The following is a 20248-nucleotide window of genomic DNA, read 5'->3' on the forward strand; positions in this document are numbered from 1 at the left end:
CCGAACCCGGTAGCTAAGCCCTCCAGCGCCGATGGTACTGCACTCGGGAGGGTGTGGGAGAGTAGGACGCCGCCGGACTCAACGTGATAGAAAGGCCCACCCCGTACGGGGTGGGCCTTTCTTTTTGCCTTTTTTTGGCGACGGAACGCTCACGCCCGGCGGGCGCTGCACGGCTGGGACGGCGCAGCGCCTTGCGGGGACTCCCGGAACGGGGGTGGTGCGTTTGGGGGCGGGGACGTGCGTACCGGGAAAGGGTTTTAGCTTCGGGTTTGGGTGGCGGAACGGATCTGGAGCAGCAAAGGGGCGGCTTCGGCGGGAGTGCGGTTCGGGAACATGGCCAGGGCCAGGCTGCCGTGGTCGGCCCAGCCGCAGACCGTCAGGTCGCCCTCGGGAGAATGGGTGACTCCGCATTTCATGGTGCCGCCCAGATCGCCGGCTTCCACGTCTTTGATGTCGGTGACCGCGCCCTGGTCGTCGCCCACCAGGTCGAAGGCGGTGTCCAGCTCGGAACTGGGGGACCAGATGAGCCTGGTGCCGCCGAAGAACAGGACGCTCTTCTCGTCGGCCCCGGTGTAGACGGCGCCCACCGCCTTGGTCATCGGGATCTCCGCGGAGAGAGCGGTCTGCAGGTAGTCGGCGGTCGCGGTGGCCTCCTCGCTGTCGTCGAGGGTGAGCGAGCCGATGCTGGTCGGGGTGGCGAGCGTCGCGTTGCGCTGGGAGTTGATCCGCCAGCCGAGGACGGCCATGGTGCCGGCTCCGGCGACCGTCACCGCGAGCAGGCTCGCCAGGACGATCGTGCGGGTCCTGCTGCGGGGCTTCGCGGGGCGGGTGGTGTCGTCGCTCTCCGCAGTCAGACCGAACGCGTTGTCACCGTCCGGGTCGTCGGGGGTCGCGCTCAGTTCCAGTGGGGTTTCACCGTCGGCCGGCGCTTCGGGCGCGCTGAAGAGTGAGCCGGCCGCGGGCGGCGGAGTCTCGATGAGCGCCGGGCCGTCTGCGGGCGGCGGAGTTTCGACGGGCGCCGGTCCAGCCGCGGGCCGCGGATTGTCGCTAGGCGCGGGGGTGGCCGCGGGCGGCGGGGTGTCGGCGGGGGCGGGTGATGGAGGGGTGCCGGGGTGGGGAGTGGGCTGGTCCGCGGGGGACTCCGCAGCGGGCCCGGGCTCCGCCTGCTCGGGGGAGGCGGGAGAGGGTGTGTGCTGACCGCGGTCCGACATCAGGCGAGCCTATCCGGTGGCGGCCGGTGCTGTGGGTGGTGGACGGGCCGATCACCCGGGGTGCCGGGGTCCTTCGGAGGAGGTGCGAATTCGGGTCGGTGGGCGGGGATCCGTAGACTTGTCGGGTGACCGATGAGACCGAACCCCGTACTCCCGACAGCCGGCCCACCGGTGGCCTCTCCGCCCAGTACCAGCCGGGCGAGGTAGAGCAGCGGCGGTACGAGCGGTGGGTATCGGAGGGTTACTTCACCGCGGACCCGAAGAGTGACAAGCCGCCGTTCACGATCGTGATCCCGCCGCCGAACGTGACCGGGTCCCTGCATGTGGGGCACGCCCTCGACCACACGATTCAGGACACCCTGGTCCGGCTCAAGCGGATGCAGGGCTACGAGGTGCTGTGGCTGCCCGGCATGGACCACGCCGGCATCGCCACGCAGAACGTGGTGGAGCGGCAACTCGCCGCGCAGCAGCTGTCCCGGCACGACCTGGGGCGGGAGAAGTTCGTCGAGCGGGTCTGGGAGTGGAAGGCCGAGTCCGGCGGCGCCATCCTCGGGCAGATGAAGCGGCTCGGCGACTCCGTCGACTGGTCGCGCGAGCGGTTCACCATGGACGAGGGCCTCTCCCGCGCCGTTCAGACGATCTTCAAGCGGCTGTACGAGGACGAGCTGATCTACCGGGCCAACCGGATCATCAACTGGTGCCCGCGCTGCCTCACCGCGCTCAGCGACATCGAGGTGGAGCACACCGAGGACGAGGGCGAGCTGGTCTCGATCCGGTACGGCGAGGGCGATAATGCGATCGTCGTCGCCACCACCCGTGCCGAGACGATGCTCGGTGACACCGCGGTGGCCGTGCACCCCGACGACGAGCGGTACAAGCACCTGGTCGGCACCGAGGTCGAGCTGCCGCTGACCGGCCGGCGTATCCCGATCGTGGCGGACGAGCACGTCGACCCGTCGTTCGGCACCGGCGCCGTCAAGGTGACCCCGGCGCACGACCCCAATGACTTCGAGATCGGCCAGCGGCACGGTCTGCCCAGTCCGGCGATCATGGACGAGCGGGCGATCATCACCGTACCCGGGCCGTTCGAAGGTCTTGATCGTTATGAGGCCCGCCCGGCGATCGTGGCGGCGCTGCGGGAGCAGGGCCGGATCGTCGCCGAGAAGCGGCCCTACCTGCACTCGGTGGGGCACTGTTCGCGGTGCAAGACCACGGTGGAGCCGCGGCTGTCGTTGCAGTGGTTCGTCAACACGAAGCCGCTGGCCAAGGCCGCCGGGGACGCGGTCCGTGACGGCCGGGTCAAGATCGAGCCGGCGGAGCTGTCCAAGCGGTACTTCGCCTGGGTCGACAACATGCACGACTGGTGCATCTCGCGGCAGCTGTGGTGGGGGCACCGGATCCCGGTCTGGTACGGGCCGGACGGCGAGGTCGTCTGCGTCGGACCGGACGAGCAGCCGCCCACCGGCGAGGGCTGGAAGCAGGACGAGGACGTCCTCGACACCTGGTTCTCCTCGGGCCTGTGGCCGTTCTCCACGCTCGGCTGGCCGGAGCAGACCGCCGACCTGGAGAAGTTCTACCCGACCAGCGTGCTGGTGACCGGCTACGACATCCTCTTCTTCTGGGTCGCCCGGATGATGATGTTCGGTCTCTACGCGATGGACGGCAGGCAGCCGTTCGACGTGGTCAACCTGCACGGCATGGTGCGCGACCAGTTCGGCAAGAAGATGTCGAAGTCGTTCGGCAACGTGGTCGACCCGCTCGACTGGATCGACCGGTACGGCGCCGACGCCACCCGCTTCACGCTGGCCCGCGGCGCCAACCCCGGCTCCGACGTGCCGATCAGCGAGGAGTGGTGCCAGGGCTCCCGCAACTTCTGCAACAAGCTGTGGAACGCGACCCGGTTCGCACTGATGAACGGCGCCACCGTTGCCGGTGACCTGCCGCCGTCCTCCGAGCTGTCCGCCATCGACAAGTGGATCCTGTCCCGCCTCCAGCATGTGACCGCGGAGGTCGACGGCTACTTCGCGGCCTATGAGTACGCCAAGGTCTGTGACGCTCTGTACCACTTCGCGTGGGACGACGTGTGCGACTGGTACGTCGAGCTGAGCAAGCCGGTCCTCGCCTCGGGTGGGGAGAACACCCGGCGGGTGCTCGGGCACGTGCTCGACCAGCTGCTGCGCCTGCTGCACCCGGTCATCCCGTTCGTCACCGAGGAGCTGTGGATCGCGCTCACCGGCGGCGAGACGGTGATGAAGGCGGCGTGGCCGTCGGTCGACCAGGCGCTCGTCGACGACGCCGCCGAGGAGGAGCTGGCCGCCCTCCAGAAGGTGGTCACCGAGGTCCGGCGGTTCCGTTCCGACCAGGGGCTCAAGCCGAGCCAGCGGGTCACCGCGGCGCTCACCGGCCTGGGCAACGTCGGCATCGGCGCGCACGAGCCGCTGATCCGTTCGCTGGCCCGGCTCGACGCGCCCGGCGCCGACTTCGCCGCCACCGCCACCCTCGCGGTGACCGGTGGGATCACCGTCGACCTGGACACCCGGGGCGCCATCGACGTGGCCGCCGAACGGGCCCGGCTGGAGAAGGACCGGGCGGCCGCCGAGAAGGAGGCCACCCAGTGCCGGGCCAAACTCGGCAACGAGGCCTTCGTCGGCAAGGCGCCGGAAGCCGTGGTCGCGAAGATCAAGGACCGGCTCGCCGCCGCCGAGGCCGACCTGGTCCGGATCGCCGCCGCCCTCGAGGCACTGCCGGCGTCATGAGCAACCCCGAGTACGACGAGGTCGAGGCCGCGCTGGACAAGCGCGGCTTCACCCGCATGGCCTTCGACATGCAGAAGATCCGGGATCTGATGGACGTGCTGGGCAGTCCGCAGCGGGCGTACCCGGCGATCCACCTGACCGGGACCAACGGCAAGACCAGCACGGCGCGGATGATCGACGCGCTGCTGCGGGCGCACGGGCTGCACACCGGGCGCTACACCAGCCCCCACCTGGAAAGCGTCCGCGAGCGGATCAGCCTCGACGGGGAACCGGTGTCGGAGGAGCGGCTCGTCGCCACGTACGGCGAGGTGGCGCCGCTGGCCGAGCTCGTCGACGCGCGTCACGCCGAGCCGCTCACCTACTTCGACATGACGACGGCCATGGCGTACGCGGCGTTCGCCGACGCGCCGGTGGACATCGCGGTCGTCGAGGTGGGGCTCGGCGGCGAGGAGGACGCCACCAACGTCATCGACGCCGGCGTGTGCGTGCTCACCCCGATCGGGCTCGACCACACCGAGTGGCTCGGCGACACGATCGAGGACATCGCCTGGCACAAGGTGGGCATCATCCACCAGGGCGCCACCGTGATCACCGCGCTCCAGAACGAGGAGGCCATGCGGCCCATCCTCGAACGGTGCGCCGACATGCAGGCCACCCTCGCCCGGGAGGGCAGCGAGTTCGGGGTGGTCGAACGGACCCAGGCGGTCGGCGGGCAGGTGCTCACCCTGCAAGGGCTCGGCGGCGTCTACGACGAGATCTTCCTGCCGCTCTTCGGCGCCCACCAGGCGCAGAACGCCGCGATCGCGCTCGCCGCCGTCGAGGCCTTCCTCGGCGCCGGCGCCGGCAAGCAACTCGATGTCGACCTGGTCCGGGAAGGGTTCGCCCAGGTGGACTCGCCCGGCCGGCTGGAACGGGTACGCAGCGCGCCCACCATCCTGCTCGACGGCGCGCACAACCCGCACGGGATGGCCGCCACGGTCACCGCGCTGGAGGAGGAGTTCTCCTTCCGGCACCTGGTGGCGGTGGTGTCGGTGCTTGGCGACAAGGACGTCACCGGCCTTCTCGACCTGCTCGAACCGGTCGCCGCCAAGATCGTGGTGACGCAGAACAGCTCACCGCGCGCCATGCCCGCCGAAGAGCTGGGCCGGCTGGCGGTGGCCGTCTTCGGTGAGGACCGGGTCACGGTCACGGCCACCATGCCCGACGCCATCGAGGAGGCCGTCGTCCTGGCCGAGGAGGACGCCTCCGGGGACACCAGCGGCATCGCGGTGCTGATCACCGGATCGGTCGTCACCGTCGCCGACGCGCGGAAGCTGCTCAAACGATGAGCGCCCCGCAAGAGCCTCGCCCCTCCGGGCTCAAGAACCCCCAAGCAGCGGTACGGGGACTCGGCGCCGGGACGCTGGCGCTGGAGACGGTCGTGCTGCTGCTCATGGTGGCGCCCCTGAAGATGATCGCCGGGGACGACAGCGGCCCGGCGATCACCCTGGTGCTCGTCCTCGTCGTCCTGGCGATCGTGCTGGCCGGCAGCATGAAACGGAGCTGGGCGTGGGCCGGCGGCACCGTGCTCCAGGTCCTGCTGCTGCTCGGCGGGTTCCTGCACTGGACCCTGGCCGCGGTCGGGCTGATCTTCGGGTTGACGTGGGCGTACGTGCTGCACGTACGCCGGACGATCCTGGGCTGACACCCGGTCCCGTCCGGGACCGGGTGACACCCGTCAGTGGATGGCCCGCCACTGGGTGATGGCGATGTTGTGGTTGTCCGGGTCGCGGAACGTCGCCGACCACAGCTCCAGCCGGTCGCCACGGTTCACCGGGCGCGGCGAGTGGACGAACTTGACACCCTTCTCCCGCAACTCGGCGTGCACCGCCTCGATGTCGCCGACCTCCAAGTTCAGGTAGATCAGCCGGCCCGCGTCGGACGACAGGTTGTGCACCGTACGCAGCACCAGGCGGGTGTCGCCGGACGCCAGCACGGCACTGCCGTCGCCGTTGTCGATCTCGTGAAAGCCGAGCACGTCCCGGTAGAACTCGGTCGAGCGCGCCAGATCGGTGACCAGGATCGTGATGCCCACCCCGTGAATCGAGCCGGCCGGGCCCGGACGGGCGCTCGGATAGCCGGTGATCACCTCGGCGGCATGCTCGTCCGGCTCGTTACGGCCGGCGAAATCACCCCACGGGTTGCCGCCCTCCGGATGCGGTGCGACGGCCGCGCGGCCCACCGCCACACCCAGGATGCCGTCACGTAACGCCGACGTGCCCTTCGGCGGCTGTGCCGGAGGCGCGACGATGCCGTCGGCCACCGCGGGCGCCGCCTGCGGGGACGTCTCCGGGGCCGGTTCCGGATTGCCGCGCAACGGCAGATCCAGCGGAATGTCGACGTGGTCGCGGGACGGACGCGAGGCGGCCGGCGCCGGCGCGCTCGGGAACGGGCGGTCCGGGGCCGGGGCGGTCGGGGGCGTCGTCAGCGGGGCCGGCGAGGGCGTGGCGCGCTCCGGGCGGGGCCGCGCCGGGAACGCCACCGGGGTCGGCCCCGGCCCCGGCCTGGTGTCCGGCTCGTCCTCGGCGCCCGGCTCGGTGCCCGGCTGCACGAAGAACCGGGTTCGGCTGCCCAGCGGATGGGCGTCGACGTTCGGGGGAACCGGGGTGGGTTCCTCCTCCGGCTCCGCCCACGGGGAGGCCGTGGGACGCGCCCAGCGGTCGTCGTGGGGCGGCTGGGCGGGGGCGCTCGGTGCGGACTGCCGCGGCGCCGGGTGATCCGATGCCCCGGGGGCGGGCGCGGCCCAGCGTTCGGCGCCGCGGGGTGCGGTCGCCTGCGATGGCCGGGACCACGGCTCCCGGGGCGGTGCTTCGGCCCGAGCCGGGGGTGCCGCCTGGGCGGCCGTCTGTGGGCTGGGCCGGGCTGGCGTCTGGGCGGCCGTCTGTGGGCTGGGCTGGGCTGGCGTCTGGGCGCCGGCCTGTGGGCTGGGCGGAGCTGGCGTCTGGGCGCCGGCCTGTGGGCTGGGCCGGGCTGGCGCCTGGGCGGCCGTCTGTGGGCTGGGCCGTGCCGGGGCGGCCGTTTGCGGTGCGGGCCGGGCCGGGGGCGGGGGCGGTGCCGTGTGAGTCGGGCGGGGCACGCGCCTGGGCGGCGGTGGCGGGGCGTCGGCCGGGCGCGGGGCCGGAGGCGGTGGTGGCTTCAGGCCCTGGCTCCACGCATGGGGTGGTGGCGGGGGAGTGCCGATTCGGGGCGCCCGGGAAGCGGGCGAGACGGGATCGACCGGCCCGGCGCTGCGGCGTGGCCGCCGCGAGCCCTCGGGGGCCTGCGAAGACGGGTGCTCGGCGGGGACCGTCGGCGCGCTGGAGGTGGCCGTGGCCTCCGGGGCGGATCGCGGACCGGCGGCCTCACGATCGTGGCGACCTCGGTCGGAGGTGTCCGGACCAGCCGGGGTCTCACGGGGGATGCCGGGGACGGCTGCGCCGTCGGAGGGATGCGCCGGAGGGTCGATGTCGTCGGCTCGGCGGTGGGATGCCTGGCGCGGGATCGCCCCCGACCGGGACGAGGCCGCGGCGGTGCCGGCTGCGGCCGCGGTGCTGGAGCGCGCTGTGCGGGTGGGCGGGCCGTCCAGGTCCAGGTCGACGGCCGGGTCGGTGGCCTCCAGATCCAGGTCGACGGCCGAGTCGGTGTCTCTCGGGCCGAGATCGGCGGCCGAGTCGGTGTCCTCCAGATCGAGATCGACGACCGGATCGGCCTGGGGTTCGGCGTGGGTGTGGGCGCGGTGTGCGCCCGCTGTGCTGGTCTCGGGCCTCTCGGTGTCGGTCTCGTTCGCGTGAAGGCCGGACTGATGGACGGTGCTCTGAGGAGTCTCCGCTTCCGGGGCGGTCTGGGTGGACGGTGCACTGCCGCCGGCTTCGGTGGGCCGGCGCGGTCGGGGCGCCGGGGACGCGGCCCGGTTGCTCTCGGCCCGGTTGCTCTCGGCCTGGTTGGTCTCGGTCCAGCTGGTCTCGGCCCGGTTGCTTCCGGTCCGGTCGGTCTCGGTCCGGTTGCTTCCGGTCCGGTCGGTCTCGGCCCGGTTGCTCTCGGCCCGGTTGCTCTCGGCCCGGTCGGTCTCGGCCCAGTTGCTCTCGGCTCGGTTGGTCTCGGTCTGGTTGGTCTCGGCCCGGTTGGTCTCGCCCCGGTTGATTCCGGTCCGGTTGCTCTCGGTCCGGTCGGTCTCGGTCCGGTCGGGTTCGGCCGTGCTGGAGGCCTCGGTGGTGTGGAGATCAGCCGGTGGCGTGGAAGCCGACTCGGTTGATGTGCGCTGGGCCGGGGGCACGGTGGTGGCCGTCCTGGTGGTGCGGGACGCGGCCGGTGGGGTGTCGCGCTCGACCGTCGCGGTGGCGGAGGCGCTCCGGGGGCGTGGGCTCGGGCGGGAGCCCGGCGGGCGGGCGGTGGCCGAGGCGGTCGTGGTGCGGGGGCCGCTCGCCGGGCCGGGTCCGCCTGCGGACGGGTCGGAGAGGTCGGGGCCGGTGGCATCCGCCGGCGAGGTGGCGAAGGCCGCGCCGGACGGCGGTCCCGCGAACGACGCGGCGGGGCCGGGGGCCGGGCGGGCCGACGATGTGGGGCCCGGGGTCGGGCGCGGGCCGGCCGATGGGGTGGGGCCGGGGGCCGGGCGGGCCGACGATGTGGGGCCGGGGGCTGGGCGCGGGCCGGTCGACGGGCCGGGGCCGGGGCCTGGGCGCGGGCCCGCCGACGGGGTGGGGCCGGACGACGGGGTGGGGTCCGGGTCGTACGACGAGGTGGTGAAGTCTTCGGCGTGGTCGCGTGCACCGGACCGTGGCGGGTCGTCGAAGGCGGTGGACGCGCTGGCGGCGGCGGGGCCGAACGGGCGGGCCCGGCGGGGCAGCGGGGGCGGCTCCTCGTCGGTGCCGACCACCTGGCCTTCGACGATGGTGCCGGCGGGCGTGTCGCGGACCACGACCGGCGTGGCGCTCCGGCGGCCGAACCCGCCGGAGGAGGCACGCGGGCCGGGCGGGGGTGGCGGGTCCTCGGTGGTGTCGACGTCCCACTCGCGGTCGCGGCCCTCCCAAGGGGCCGCGTCGGCGGGGCCGAGCAACTCGTCGTCGAGGTCGTCCGGTGGGAGGCCGTCGGTGGGGGCGGGAGGCGGCGGCGGGTCTCCGTCCAGGGGGCGGGCGACGGCGTCCTTCCAGTTGATCCGGACGCGGCGGGTGTCGTCGACGTCGACGGTGATCGGGACGGTCGTGCCCGGATCCGGCCACTTCTCGATCGGCACCCGGGACTCGCGGACCGTGGCGTCGAAGGCGCCCAGGCCGGGCGCCACCACGATGAGGTCGATGGTGGCCCGCCCGTACGCCCCGACCGGCGGCGGCTCGGTGATCGACCGCACCTCGGCGGTGCCCGCCACGGTGGCCCGGCCGCCGCGGCGCGACACGTTGAGGAAAGCGACCGCTATGGCGATGGCGAGAACGGCGACGCCGAAGAAGGCGACGGCCGAACTGCGCATGCCGAGCCCGTAAACGATCACGAAGGCCGCCAGCGTGGCCATGATCGCCGCTACCAGCTTGCGCGCCGGGGCGATTGGCCGGCCGGTCTGGTTCGCCACTGTGGACCTCCCGGTTGTTCCCGTCAGGTTATGGCCCGGTGGTGCGTCCGCGAAAGTGCGGCAGTACGGACATCGCCGCTCGCCCCGTTCGCGGTACCGATAGGCTGAACTCCCCGCGTGTCGGCCTGTAGTGATAACGGAGGAACTGCGTGTCCAGCCCCACCGAGCGTTCGCTCGTCCTGATCAAGCCCGACGCGGTACGCCGCGGCCTGCTCGGCGAGATTCTGTCCCGTTTCGAGAGTAAGGGCCTGGTCATTGAGGCGCTGGAGTTGCGCACGATGGACGGCTCCCTGGCCGACGCGCACTACGCCGAGCATGTGGACAAGGCCTTCTACCCGCCGCTGAAGGACTTTATGACGAGTGGCCCGCTGGCGGCTCTGATCCTTTCCGGTGACTCGGCCGTCGAGGTGGTCCGGTCCATGATCGGCGCGACCGACGGCCGCAAGGCGGCCGCCGGCACGATCCGTGGTGACCTGGCACTCTCCAACCGGGAGAACCTGGTGCACGCCTCCGATTCCCCGGAGAGCGCCGAGCGCGAGCTGGCGCTCTGGTTCCCGAAGTTCTAGATCTGACAGTCGTTACAGGGTCTCCAGGCTGGCCCGGCGACGAGATTCGGCCTCGAAGACCTTGAGCAGGAGCGCGGCGAGGACCGCGTAGCCGGCGCCGACCAGCAGTTCCCGGCCCAGCGCGGGCGCGGCCGCTTCGAGGCCGCGCCCGGCGGCGAGCAGCCGGGCCGCTTCCGCCGCGTGGGTGATCGGCAGCAGCTGTCCGACAGTGATCATCCAGTCGGGCAGTCCGTCGCGCGGCACGTTGACCCCGGTCAGCAGGAGCAGCAGCGCGGCCGACACGTTGGAGACCACCCACACGTCGCGGAACCGCAGACCCAGCGCGCCGAGCGCGAGCCCGAAGAAGCCGCAGGCCAGGGAGCCGGCGGCCAGGGCCAGCGCCAGGCCGGGCAGGGCCGTGACGGGGATCCGCAGGCCGAGCAGCAACACGCCCATGAGCAGCGTGAACGCGGCGATGAGCAGGCCGTTTCCGGCGTACGGCAGCACCCGGCCCCAGAACACCACGGTCCGGCTGCGCGGGGACAGCAGCACGTGGCCGAGGGTGCCGTAGCGGCGCTCGTTGGCCACCGCCATCGTCCCGCCGAACACGCAGGCGGTGGACGCGGCCAGCACCGCGTTGCCGACGATGAAGAACCGGTCGTCGGCCACCTGCAACTGCCGCCCCAGATAGGCGAAGAACAGCAGTTGGAAGGTGGGGCCGGCGAGCAGCGTCCCGGTGTACATGGCGGGGGTGGTCCAGTTGAACAGGGCCCGGTACGCCAGCGCGCCCCCGATGCCCATCAGCCTCAGTGTCCTCATGCCAGCGCCAGGGTCGCGGCCGCGCGGGCGCGGCGTTCGAACGATTTCAGCAGGACCGCGCCGAGCACCAGGCACACCGTGCCGAGGGCCAGGCAGATCCCGATCGACGGCCAGACCGGCCCGCCGACGGTGGCCTCGCGCAGCGCCCGGGCACCCCACGTGGTCGGCAGGACGGCCGCGATCGGGGCGGTCCAGGCCGGCAGCACGCTGATCGGCACGAGCATCCCGGAGAGCAGCCAGATCGGGTAGTCGAGCGGGTTGGCCAGCGCGTTGGCGTTGCGCATCAGCACGAACGTGGACGCCAGCAGCAGGCCGAACATGCCGAGCCCGGCGATGCAGGCCAGGGTGGCGGCCCCGAAGGCGAGCGGGTGCGCCAGGTCGATCGGGATGCCGTACACGATCCGGCCCCACAGCAGGGTGGCGACCAGCGCGTAGCAGCCGGTGACCGCGGTGGCGGCGGTGAGCGGCAGGACCACCAGCACCGGGTGCCGGGGCGTCAGCATGATGATCTCCAGGGTGCCCTCGAACCGCTGGTGCTGGATGGCGCCGCCGGAGCCGGTGAGCACCGAGGCCCAGACGCCCATCAGGCCGGCGCCGACCGCGGCCTCCAGCAGCCGGTGCGGCTCGTCGCCGGCCCGGAACAGGTAGACCGCCAGGGTGGCCTGGACCAGCGGGATGACCAGCGCCAGGGCGACCTCGAACGGGGACCGGCTGAGGTGCTTGGCGCGCAGCAGGGTGCCGATCAGCAGGGTGCGCAGTGTCCTCATGCGGCGCCCACGATCGCCACGTACGCGTCCTCCAGCGTCGGCTCCCGGCTGTCCACCCGGCCCAGCCGGATCCCGGCGAGCTCCCGCAGCACGTCACCCTGGACGTCGACGTGCGCGTCCGACTGGACGGTCAGCAGTTGCAGCGCACCGCGGTCCTCCACCGAGGTCTCGCGGACGCCGGGCAGCCCCCGTAGGGCGCTGATCGCGGTGTCCGGGACGCCGTACGCCTCGACCTCCACGACCCGCCGCCCGTCTGCCCGGCTCCGCAGCTCGGCCGGTGTGCCGAGAGCCTGGATCTCGCCGCCGGAGATCACCGCGATCCGGTCGCAGAGCTCGTCCGCCTCGGCCATGTAGTGCGTGGTCAGCACGACCGTGGCGCCGTTCGCGGCCAGCCCGGCCACGGTGCGGCGCAGCTCCCGGGCGGCGACCGGATCCACCCCGATCGACGGCTCGTCGAGGAACAGCACCTCGGGGGCGTGCAGCAGCCCGCGGGCGATGTGCAGCCGCTGCCGCATGCCGCGGGAGTAGCCCTCGACCCGCTCCCTCTCCCGTCCGGTGAGCCCGACGAGTTCCAGCAGTTCGGCGATCCGCCGTTTCTGGTCGCGGGGCGGTACGCCGTACAGCTCGGCGAAGTACCGCAGGTTGTCCAGCGCCGACAGCCGGTCGTAGAGGCCGCGGTCGCCGCCGAACACGTACCCGATCCGCCGTCGTACCTCCCGGGTCTGCTCGACCACGTCGAAGCCGCGGATCCGCGCGGTGCCGGCGGTCGGGATGAGCAGGGTGTTGAGCATCTTGATGGTGGTGGTCTTGCCGGCGCCGTTCGGGCCGAGCAGGCCGAACAGTTCGCCGCGGCGCACCGTCAGGTCGACCCCGCGGACCGCCTCCACCGTCTCGCGCCGGGGCCGCAGCCAGCCGGTGCGGGTCCGGTACGTGCGGCGCAGGCCCTCCGCCTCGATGGCGTAGTCGCTTTCCATGCCGGGAAAACTAGGGAACGACCGTCGATTCAGGAAACGAATTCGGTCGTGGCCGAATCGTCGCCGAGCAGCTTGACCAGAGCCAGCCCGGCCGGTTCCAGGCCGTAGAGGACCCGCCGCCCGGCCCGCCGCCGGTGCACCACCCCGGCGGCCTGCAACCCGGCCAGGTGCTCGGAGACCGTGCTCGGCGCCAGCCCCAGCACCTCTGCCAGCCCGGTGGTGGTGGCCGGGGTGGTCAGTGCCCGCAGCACGGTGGCCCGGCCCCGGCCGATGAGCAGGGCGAGCCGGTCGTCCGGGGCCGGGGTGTGGCTCTCGGCCAGGACGGCGGCGCCGCGCGCCTGGTAGGTCACCAGCACCACCTCGGGATGGTCCGAGGAGTAGAGCAGCGCGCCCCGCGAGAAGATCAGCGGTACGAGCAGGAGCCGCTGGTCGGTCGCGGTGACGTCGTCCTCCAGCTGTTTCATCAGGGTGAGCACCGGCCGTTGCCAGCGGACCCGGTCGTGCAGCCGGGCGAGCAGGGCGTCCGGGCCGTCGGCGGCCAGCGCCCGGGCCCGCAGCAGCACCTCCTCGTCCAGCGCGGCCCGCATGGCCGGCCAGTACGGCGCCATGGCCCCGTCCCAGAAGGCGGCGAGCGCGTCGGTGAGCCGGTTCAGCGCGTTCTCCCGGTCGTCGACGAACGGGCGCAGGCAGGGTGGCACGCCGTCCGGATGGTGCCGGGCGATCTGCCCCGCGATCACCTCGGCGGGCGTGTGCCGGACCTCGTCGAGCTGCTCGTCGATGGTGGGCGCCGGCGATCCCGGCATCGGGGCGAGGAAGTCCGGCAGCATCCGGCCCACCTCGAAGTAGACCCGCAGCGGGGCGGTCGCCGGATCGGAGCGCAGCACGGCCCGCGCCCGCCGGGCCCAGCCGTCGTACGGCCAGGGCGCCGTCTCCGGGTTGCGTTGCAGCAGCCAGAGCCCGCAGACCGTCTCGATCAGCGGGCTGATCGCGATCCGGGTACGCGACAGCGTCGGTTCGTCGAGCTCGATCCGGATCACGGTCACGAGTCTACGGTCGAAGGGTGAGTGGGCAGCTCCGCCCGGCGCGGGCGGCACCGGGCGCGAGCAGCGACGGACGCCGCTTCCGGCCCACGGCGGCCGCGCGGAGCCCGTACCCCTCGGGGTAATGCGGATGAGGGAAGCCGAGCGTGCCCGGTATCGTTGTGCGCACGCAGGCTTTGAACCGGCCATCACCGGGGAGCCTCCGGAAGAACGGGCCCTGGGCCCTAGTAGAACCGGGCGGACACCGGACCGCGCAGCCTTCCGGCGAATGAGCGGGCGGGTCTCCACGAACCGCCAAGCGAGGTGGTACCGCGGGTCTTCGTCGAAGGCTCGTCCTCGCAGTCACGTCATGTGAACTGCTTGAGGGGAACACCAGATGGCCTACCCGAAACACACCGACGCCGCCGGCGTTCCGGCCAGCCCGGATCTGCCGGCGGTCGAGCGTGCCATCCTCGATCACTGGGCCGCCGACAAGACGTTCGAGGCGTCCGTCGAGCGGCGCCCGGCGGGGGAGAACGGCGCGAACGAGTACGTCTTCTACGACGGTCCGCCGTTCGCCAACGGCCTGCCGCACTACGGCCACCTGTTCACCGGGTACGTGAAGGACCTGGTGCCGCGCTACCAGACGATGCGCGGCAAGCGGGTGGAGCGGCGGTTCGGCTGGGACACGCACGGCCTGCCCGCCGAGGTCGAGGCGGAGAAGCAACTCGGCATCACCACCAAGGCGCAGATCGTCGACCTGGGCATCGACAAGTTCAACGAGGCCTGCCGGACGTCGGTGCTCGCCTACACCAAGGACTGGGAGCGTTACGTCACCCGCCAGGCCCGGTGGGTGGACTTCCAGAACGACTACAAGACCCTCGACCCGGAGTACATGGAATCGGTCATGTGGGCGTTCAAGACGCTGCATGACAAGGGCCTGGTGTACGAGGGCTTCCGGGTCCTCGCCTACTGCTTCCGGTGCGAGACGCCGCTGTCCAACACCGAGACGCGGATGGACGACGTCTACCGGGACCGGACCGACCCGGCTCTGACGGTGAAGTTCCGGCTCGACTCGGGCGAGGACATCGCGGTCTGGACCACCACGCCGTGGACGCTGCCGTCGAACCTGGCGCTCGCGGTCGGACCGGACATCGAGTACGCCGTCATGTCCGATGATTCCGGCCAGAAGCTGCTGGTGGGTGCGGGGCGGGTCGGCGCCTACGCCAAGGAGCTCGAAGGCTACGAGCAGGTCGGCAGCGTCTACGGTCGGGACCTCGTCGGCCGCCGCTACACCCCCCTGTTCGACTTCCTGGTCGAGCCGGGCGGCGAGAACGCCTTCCAGGTCCTCGGCGCCGACTTCGTGACCACCGAGGACGGCACCGGTGTCGTCCACATGGCCCCGGCCTTCGGTGAGGACGACCAGAACGCGTGCAACGCGGCCGGCATCCCGACCGTCGTGACCGTCGACGACCACACCCGGTTCACCTCGCTGGTCCCGGACTACCAGGGCCTGCAGGTGTTCGACGCCAACAAGCCGGTGATCGCCACGCTGAAGGAGCGCGGCGTGGTGCTGCGCCACGACGGGTACACGCACTCGTACCCGCACTGCTGGCGCTGCGACACCCCGCTCGTCTACAAGGCGGTGTCGTCCTGGTTCGTGGCGGTGAGCACGTTCCGGGACCGGATGGTCGAGCTGAACCAGCAGATCAGCTGGACGCCGTCGCACATCAAGGACGGCTCGTTCGGCAAGTGGCTGGCCAACGCCCGCGACTGGTCGATCTCCCGGAACCGGTTCTGGGGCTCGCCGATCCCGGTGTGGAAGTCGGACGACCCGCAGTACCCGCGCGTCGACGTCTACGGCTCCTACGAGGAGCTGTCGCGTGACTTCGGGGTGGCCATCACCGACCTGCACCGGCCCTATGTCGACCAGCTGGTCCGCCCGAACCCGGACGACCCCACCGGCCGGTCGATGATGCGGCGCGTGCCCGAGGTGCTGGACTGCTGGTTCGAGTCCGGGTCGATGCCGTTCGCCCAGGTGCACTATCCGTTCGAGAACAAGGACTGGTTCGAGCACCACTACCCGGGCGACTTCATCGTCGAGTACATCGGGCAGACCCGCGGCTGGTTCTACACCATGCACGTGCTGGCCACGGCGCTGTTCGACCGGCCCGCGTTCCGCAACTGCCTGAGCCACGGCATCCTGCTGGGCGAGGACGGTCGCAAGATGTCCAAGTCTTTGCGGAATTATCCGGACGTGTACCGGGTGTTCGACACCTACGGGTCGGACGCCATGCGCTGGATGCTGATGTCGTCTCCGGTGCTCCGGGGTGGCGACATGCCGGTCACCGAGGTGGCGATCCGTGACTCGGTCCGGCAGGTGCTGCTGCCGCTGTGGAACGTCTGGTACTTCTTCAGCCTGTACGCGAACGCCTCGGGGTACGAGGCGAAGTTCCGGACGGACTCGCAGCACCTGCTCGACCGCTACGTGCTCGCGAAGACCCGGGAGCTCGTCGCCGACGTCCAGAGCCAGATGGACGACTACGACATCTCGGGCGCGGCGGCGACCGTGCGAAGCTACCTCGACGCCCTGACCAACTGGTACGTGCGCCGGTCGAGGGACCGTTTCTGGGCCGGCGACGAGGACGCCTTCGACACCCTGGCCACCGTGCTGGAGACCCTCACCCGGGTGGTGGCGCCGCTCGCGCCGCTGACCGCCGAGGAGATCTGGCGGGGTCTGACCGGTGGCCGTTCGGTGCACCTGACCGACTGGCCCTCGGCGGACGTGTTCCCGGCCGACCACGAGCTGGTCGCGTCGATGGACGCGATCCGGGACGTGGCGTCGGCGGCCCTGTCGCTGCGCAAGGCCAAGGGGTTGCGGGTCCGGCTGCCGCTGGCCACGCTCACCGTCGCCACCGCCGACGGAAGCCGGCTGGCCGGCCTCGGTGACCTGCTCAAGGACGAGGTCAACGTCAAGGACGTGGTCTTCACCGACGACGTGGCCGCGTACTGCCAGCAGGTTCTGACGGTCGTCCCGCGGGCGCTCGGCCCCCGGGTCGGCAAGCAGGTCCAGCAGGTGATCAAGGCGGTCAAGAGCGGCGAGTGGCAGCTCGTCGACGGCGCGCCGGTCGCGGCCGGCGTCACCCTCGCCGAGGGGGAGTACGAGCTGAAGCTGGTCGCCGCCGACGTGGAGAACTCCGCGCCGCTGCCGGCCGGCGGTGGTGTCGTGGTCCTCGACACGGTCGTCACCGAGGAGCTGGCCACCGAGGGGCTGGCCCGCGACGTGATCCGCGTCGTGCAGCAGGCCCGCCGGGACGCCGACCTCGACGTCAGCGACCGGATCGCGCTCGTGCTGTCGGCCGCGCCGGTGGTCCGGGCCGCGGTCGAGGCGTACCGGGAGTTCGTCGCCGGTGAGACTCTCGCCACGTCGGTGGAGTTCGCCGAGCTGGCGGAGGGCTTCACGGGCGAGGTCGGCGACGCCGAGCAGGTCACGGTGACCGTTTCGGCCGTGTGATTCAACCGATTGGCCCGGATGTTCGCCTGGTGTGGGCGAATGTCCGGGCTGGTCCAAGATCACTAGGTACATCGCGGCCACTGTCAGCTAACCTCACAACACCATCCACCCCCCACGCGTCCGGAGGACGAGTTGCCGCTGCTCTACTCGATCGGCAAGGTCACTGTCGGCAAGGTGCTGATGACCGGCTGGCGGCCGCACGTCGAAGGCATCGAGAACATCCCGCAGACCGGGGGCGCCATCTTCGCGGGCAATCACCTCTCCGTCGCCGACGAGCTCCTCCTCGGCGCCGCGGTGCCCCGCCACCTGGCCTTCTGGGCCAAGTCCGACTACTTCACCGGCACCGGCGTCAAGGGTTTCCTGAACCGCAAGCTGATGGAGGGCCTCGGCGCCATCCGCGTCGAGCGTGCCGGCGGCCGGGCCGCCCTCACCGCCTTCGACGCCGCCATCCCGGCGCTGCGCGGCGGCGAGCTGGTCGCGGTCTATCCCGAGGGCACCCGGTCGCCCGACGGCCGCCTCTACCGCGGGCGGACCGGCGTCGCCCGGCTGGCCGTCGCCGCGGGCGTCCCGATCATTCCGGTCGGCGTCCTCGGGACCGACAAGGTTCAGCCGATCGGCCGCCTCGTCCCGAAGCTGCAGCGCGGCGTCATCACGGTCAAGTTCGGCAAGCCGATCGACACCGTGGGCCGGTCCGACGACCGCACCGCGCTGCGCGAACTCACCGACCAGGTGATGGGCGAGATCCAGCGCCTCACCGGTCAGGAGTACGTTCCCCGCTACGCCCCCAAGCGCGAGGAATAGAACACGGCCCCCAGCGCCGGCCGTGTCACGCGGCCGGCTCCAGGACGGTGTCGCGGAGGCTGCTCACCAGCTCGGCACTCTCCTCCAGCGACCGCCGGGTGAGCAGGACCGTGGCGAGACTGCCGTGGTCCGCCCAAGCGCACGCCACCACCGCCGTGTCCTCCAGCCGGCCGGTCCCGCAGAGCTGATACGCGCCGAACACACCCAGGTCGAACGGCTGCACGTCGCGCAGCCGGAGCGAGTCGGACAGCCGCGCCAGCTGAGCCTCCACGTCGGAACCCGGGGTCAGCCGGAACCCGGTGACGCCGAAGACGGTGACCCGCTTGCCGCGCCCGTCGGCGTAGATGCCGGCGAAGGAGTCGCCGCCCGAGCCGGCCGACTGCAACTCGTCGGCCAGCCGCTGTGCGGCACGCTGGCCGGCCGCGGTGTCGCGCAGTTTCAGATCGGCGAAGGAGTCCGGGAGCGCGGCCGTCACCGGGTACTGCCGGGCGCCCGGCACCAGCCAGTAGCCGAGGGCCAGCCCGATGACCACCAGCAGCACGACGCGGCGCAGCCGGCGGCGCCGGCGTGGCCTTGGCAGCGGCCGGGCCGCCCAGGGTGGTGGCGTGGCCGGCGGGCGGGGCTGAACCGGGATCCGGTCCGGGGTCGTGACCTTCCGGCCCCACGACCGCAGCTTCTCCGGGGCGCCGCCGGCCGCCTCCTGACCTCTCGCCGCGGTACGGCGGGCCGCTTCCTGGCCCTTCGTGGCGGTGCGGCGGCCCCAGGCGCGGACCTTCGGCGGGAGCAGCGCCGGCAGGCCGGTGCCGGCGGCCGGCGGCGGGTAGGTGCCCGGTGGCGGGACGGCGGGTTTCGGGGCCGCCGCCCGGGTGGGCGGGGCCGACGGCGCCGGAACGGGCGCGTCGAGGCGGGTCGCCGGCAGGTCGACCGGCGCGACCGGCGCGACCGGTGTGGTCCAGGGGTCCGCCCAGACCGGGGTGTCCTGATCGGCCCACGGGTCGACGGCCGGCACCGCGGTGCGGTCGTCCTCCGGCTCGGCCTCGCCGCCGGTGAGCCGGTCGACCATGCGGGACCAGCGGGAACGGCGCGGACCGGTCTCGGGCACCGCGGCGGCGCCGCTCCACCGCCCGGGAAGCGCCGCGGTGGGCGGGTCGTTCTCGCCGGATCCGGCGTCCCGGGTGGGGTCGGGCATTCCGGCGGCCGGAGTCTCGTCGCCCGGCTGCGGGTCGGCCATCTCTCCGATCTCCTCCACGCTCGGCGACACAGTCGTCTTCACCCAGGTTAGGGACGCCGTGCCAATCGGGCGGCCGGGCCGGATCCGGGCAGCGGACACCAATGGCGGACAACGAGGGCGATGTGCGAGACGCTCCGGAGTCGTATGGTTACCCGGACTTGGCATCGTCCGGCCTCACTGGCCGGATGAGTGCCCGGATTCACGTTCGCGTGCAGACGGAAGAGGTCGCCGCACCATGAGCACGACGCAGAGGAACGCTGTCACGATCTCCGGGGCGGATTCCGGCCGCCCGATGCTGTTCGCCCACGGGTACGGCTGCGATCAGAACATGTGGCGGCTGGTCACCCCGGCGTTCGCGGACACCCACCGGATCGTCCTGTTCGACCACGTCGGGAACGGGCGCTCGGACCTGTCGGCCTACCGGGACTCCCGGCACGGCACGCTCTCCGGGTACGCCGAGGACGTTCTGGACATCGTCGAGGAGCACGATCTGCGGGACGTCGTCTTCGTCGGTCACTCGGTGGCCGCCATGATCGGTGTGCTGGCCGCGATCCGGGAACCGGACCGGTTCGCCGGGATCGTGATGGTCGGCCCGTCCCCGCGGTACATCGACGACGAGGCGGACGGCTACGTCGGCGGGTTCGCCCGTGCCGACATCGAGGAGATGCTGGAGTCGCTGGACAGCAACTATCTGGGCTGGTCCAGCGCGATGGCGCCGGTGATCATGGGCAACGCGGAGCGGCCCGAGCTGGGCGAGGAGCTGACGAACAGCTTCTGCCGGACGGATCCGGAGATCGCCAAGAAGTTCGCCCGGGTCACCTTCCTCTCGGACAACCGCGCCGACCTGCCGAAGCTCCGGGTCCCGTCACTGATCCTCCAGTGCTCGGACGACGTCATCGCCCCCACCGTGGTCGGTGAGTACGTCCACAAGAACACCAGGGAGAGCACCTTCATGACCCTCAACGCGACCGGGCACTGCCCGAATCTGAGCGCACCGGAGGAGACGGTTGACGCGATCAAGTCCTGGTTGTAA

At 72.0% G+C, this 20248-nt stretch carries 14 protein-coding genes and 1 rRNA gene; 8 read left to right on the top strand and 7 right to left on the bottom strand.

Going from position 1 to position 20248, the window contains the following annotated elements; all coding sequences use genetic code 11:
• Positions 1–78: ribosomal RNA gene (gene rrf / locus J5X75_RS46550) — 5S ribosomal RNA — on the top strand; the annotation flags it as partial.
• Between the two features lie 179 nt (positions 79–257).
• On the opposite strand, the gene J5X75_RS11930 is transcribed toward rrf, so the two are convergent.
• The gene (locus J5X75_RS11930) at positions 258–1211 is read right to left on the bottom strand and encodes a hypothetical protein (RefSeq protein ID WP_238487755.1); all 954 of its coding nucleotides are present in this window, start codon (positions 1209–1211) and stop codon (positions 258–260) included.
• 125 nt (positions 1212–1336) lie between these two features.
• Here J5X75_RS11930 and J5X75_RS11935 point away from each other — a divergent pair, with 125 nt between their 5' ends.
• Genes J5X75_RS11935 through J5X75_RS11945 form a run of 3 tightly spaced genes read left to right on the top strand, consistent with a single transcriptional unit; the run spans position 1337 to position 5651 of the window.
• A complete protein-coding gene (locus tag J5X75_RS11935) occupies positions 1337–3967 on the top strand; it encodes a valine--tRNA ligase (protein WP_208467428.1) in 2631 nt (876 codons plus the stop codon).
• On the top strand, positions 3964–5295 hold the full coding sequence (locus J5X75_RS11940) for a bifunctional folylpolyglutamate synthase/dihydrofolate synthase (RefSeq protein WP_208467429.1): 1332 nt from the start codon (positions 3964–3966) through the stop codon (positions 5293–5295). Before J5X75_RS11935 ends, J5X75_RS11940 begins: the two co-directional genes overlap by 4 nt.
• Positions 5292–5651 carry a DUF4233 domain-containing protein gene (locus tag J5X75_RS11945; RefSeq protein ID WP_208467430.1) on the top strand — a complete coding sequence of 120 codons (360 nt, stop codon included), beginning with the start codon at positions 5292–5294 and terminating at the stop codon, positions 5649–5651. Before J5X75_RS11940 ends, J5X75_RS11945 begins: the two co-directional genes overlap by 4 nt.
• Before the next feature lie 33 nt (positions 5652–5684).
• Here the strand turns inward: J5X75_RS11945 and J5X75_RS45415 are convergent, their stop codons facing one another.
• Positions 5685–9545, bottom strand: coding sequence for a VOC family protein (locus J5X75_RS45415; RefSeq protein WP_307798037.1), 3861 nt, complete (start codon positions 9543–9545; stop codon positions 5685–5687).
• Positions 9546–9694: 149 nt separating this feature from the next.
• Here J5X75_RS45415 and ndk point away from each other — a divergent pair, with 149 nt between their 5' ends.
• The gene (gene ndk, locus J5X75_RS11955) at positions 9695–10111 is read left to right on the top strand and encodes a nucleoside-diphosphate kinase (protein WP_208467431.1); all 417 of its coding nucleotides are present in this window, start codon (positions 9695–9697) and stop codon (positions 10109–10111) included.
• 12 nt (positions 10112–10123) lie between these two features.
• Here ndk and J5X75_RS11960 read toward each other — a convergent pair whose 3' ends face one another.
• The 4 genes from J5X75_RS11960 to J5X75_RS45930 are packed head-to-tail and all read right to left on the bottom strand — an operon-like array spanning position 10124 to position 13687.
• Positions 10124–10909: an ABC transporter permease gene (locus J5X75_RS11960; protein ID WP_208467432.1), complete on the bottom strand. Its 786-nt coding sequence runs from the start codon at positions 10907–10909 to the stop codon at positions 10124–10126.
• On the bottom strand, positions 10906–11676 hold the full coding sequence (locus J5X75_RS11965) for an ABC transporter permease (RefSeq protein ID WP_208467433.1): 771 nt from the start codon (positions 11674–11676) through the stop codon (positions 10906–10908). Before J5X75_RS11965 ends, J5X75_RS11960 begins: the two co-directional genes overlap by 4 nt.
• A complete protein-coding gene (locus tag J5X75_RS11970) occupies positions 11673–12650 on the bottom strand; it encodes an ABC transporter ATP-binding protein (RefSeq protein WP_208467434.1) in 978 nt (325 codons plus the stop codon). The genes J5X75_RS11965 and J5X75_RS11970 overlap by 4 nt, the downstream gene beginning before the upstream one ends.
• A 29-nt stretch (positions 12651–12679) precedes the next feature.
• On the bottom strand, positions 12680–13687 hold the full coding sequence (locus tag J5X75_RS45930; protein WP_208467435.1) for an ArsR/SmtB family transcription factor: 1008 nt from the start codon (positions 13685–13687) through the stop codon (positions 12680–12682).
• Between the two features lie 379 nt (positions 13688–14066).
• Between J5X75_RS45930 and ileS the strand changes: the two genes are divergently transcribed.
• Both ileS and J5X75_RS11985 read left to right on the top strand, forming a co-directional pair.
• Positions 14067–17183 (top strand): isoleucine--tRNA ligase, encoded by a 3117-nt coding sequence (ileS, locus tag J5X75_RS11980; protein WP_208467436.1) that lies wholly within the window; start codon positions 14067–14069, stop codon positions 17181–17183.
• A 132-nt stretch (positions 17184–17315) separates the two neighbouring features.
• Positions 17316–17984 (top strand): lysophospholipid acyltransferase family protein, encoded by a 669-nt coding sequence (locus J5X75_RS11985; RefSeq protein ID WP_208467437.1) that lies wholly within the window; start codon positions 17316–17318, stop codon positions 17982–17984.
• A 25-nt stretch (positions 17985–18009) separates the two neighbouring features.
• On the opposite strand, the gene J5X75_RS11990 is transcribed toward J5X75_RS11985, so the two are convergent.
• Positions 18010–19257 (bottom strand): hypothetical protein, encoded by a 1248-nt coding sequence (locus J5X75_RS11990; RefSeq protein WP_208467438.1) that lies wholly within the window; start codon positions 19255–19257, stop codon positions 18010–18012.
• Between the two features lie 193 nt (positions 19258–19450).
• Here J5X75_RS11990 and J5X75_RS11995 point away from each other — a divergent pair, with 193 nt between their 5' ends.
• The gene (locus J5X75_RS11995) at positions 19451–20248 is read left to right on the top strand and encodes an alpha/beta fold hydrolase (RefSeq protein WP_208467439.1); all 798 of its coding nucleotides are present in this window, start codon (positions 19451–19453) and stop codon (positions 20246–20248) included.

The organism is Actinoplanes flavus (genome assembly GCF_017592555.1).
GTDB classification, from domain to species: Bacteria; Actinomycetota; Actinomycetes; order Mycobacteriales; family Micromonosporaceae; genus Actinoplanes; species Actinoplanes flavus.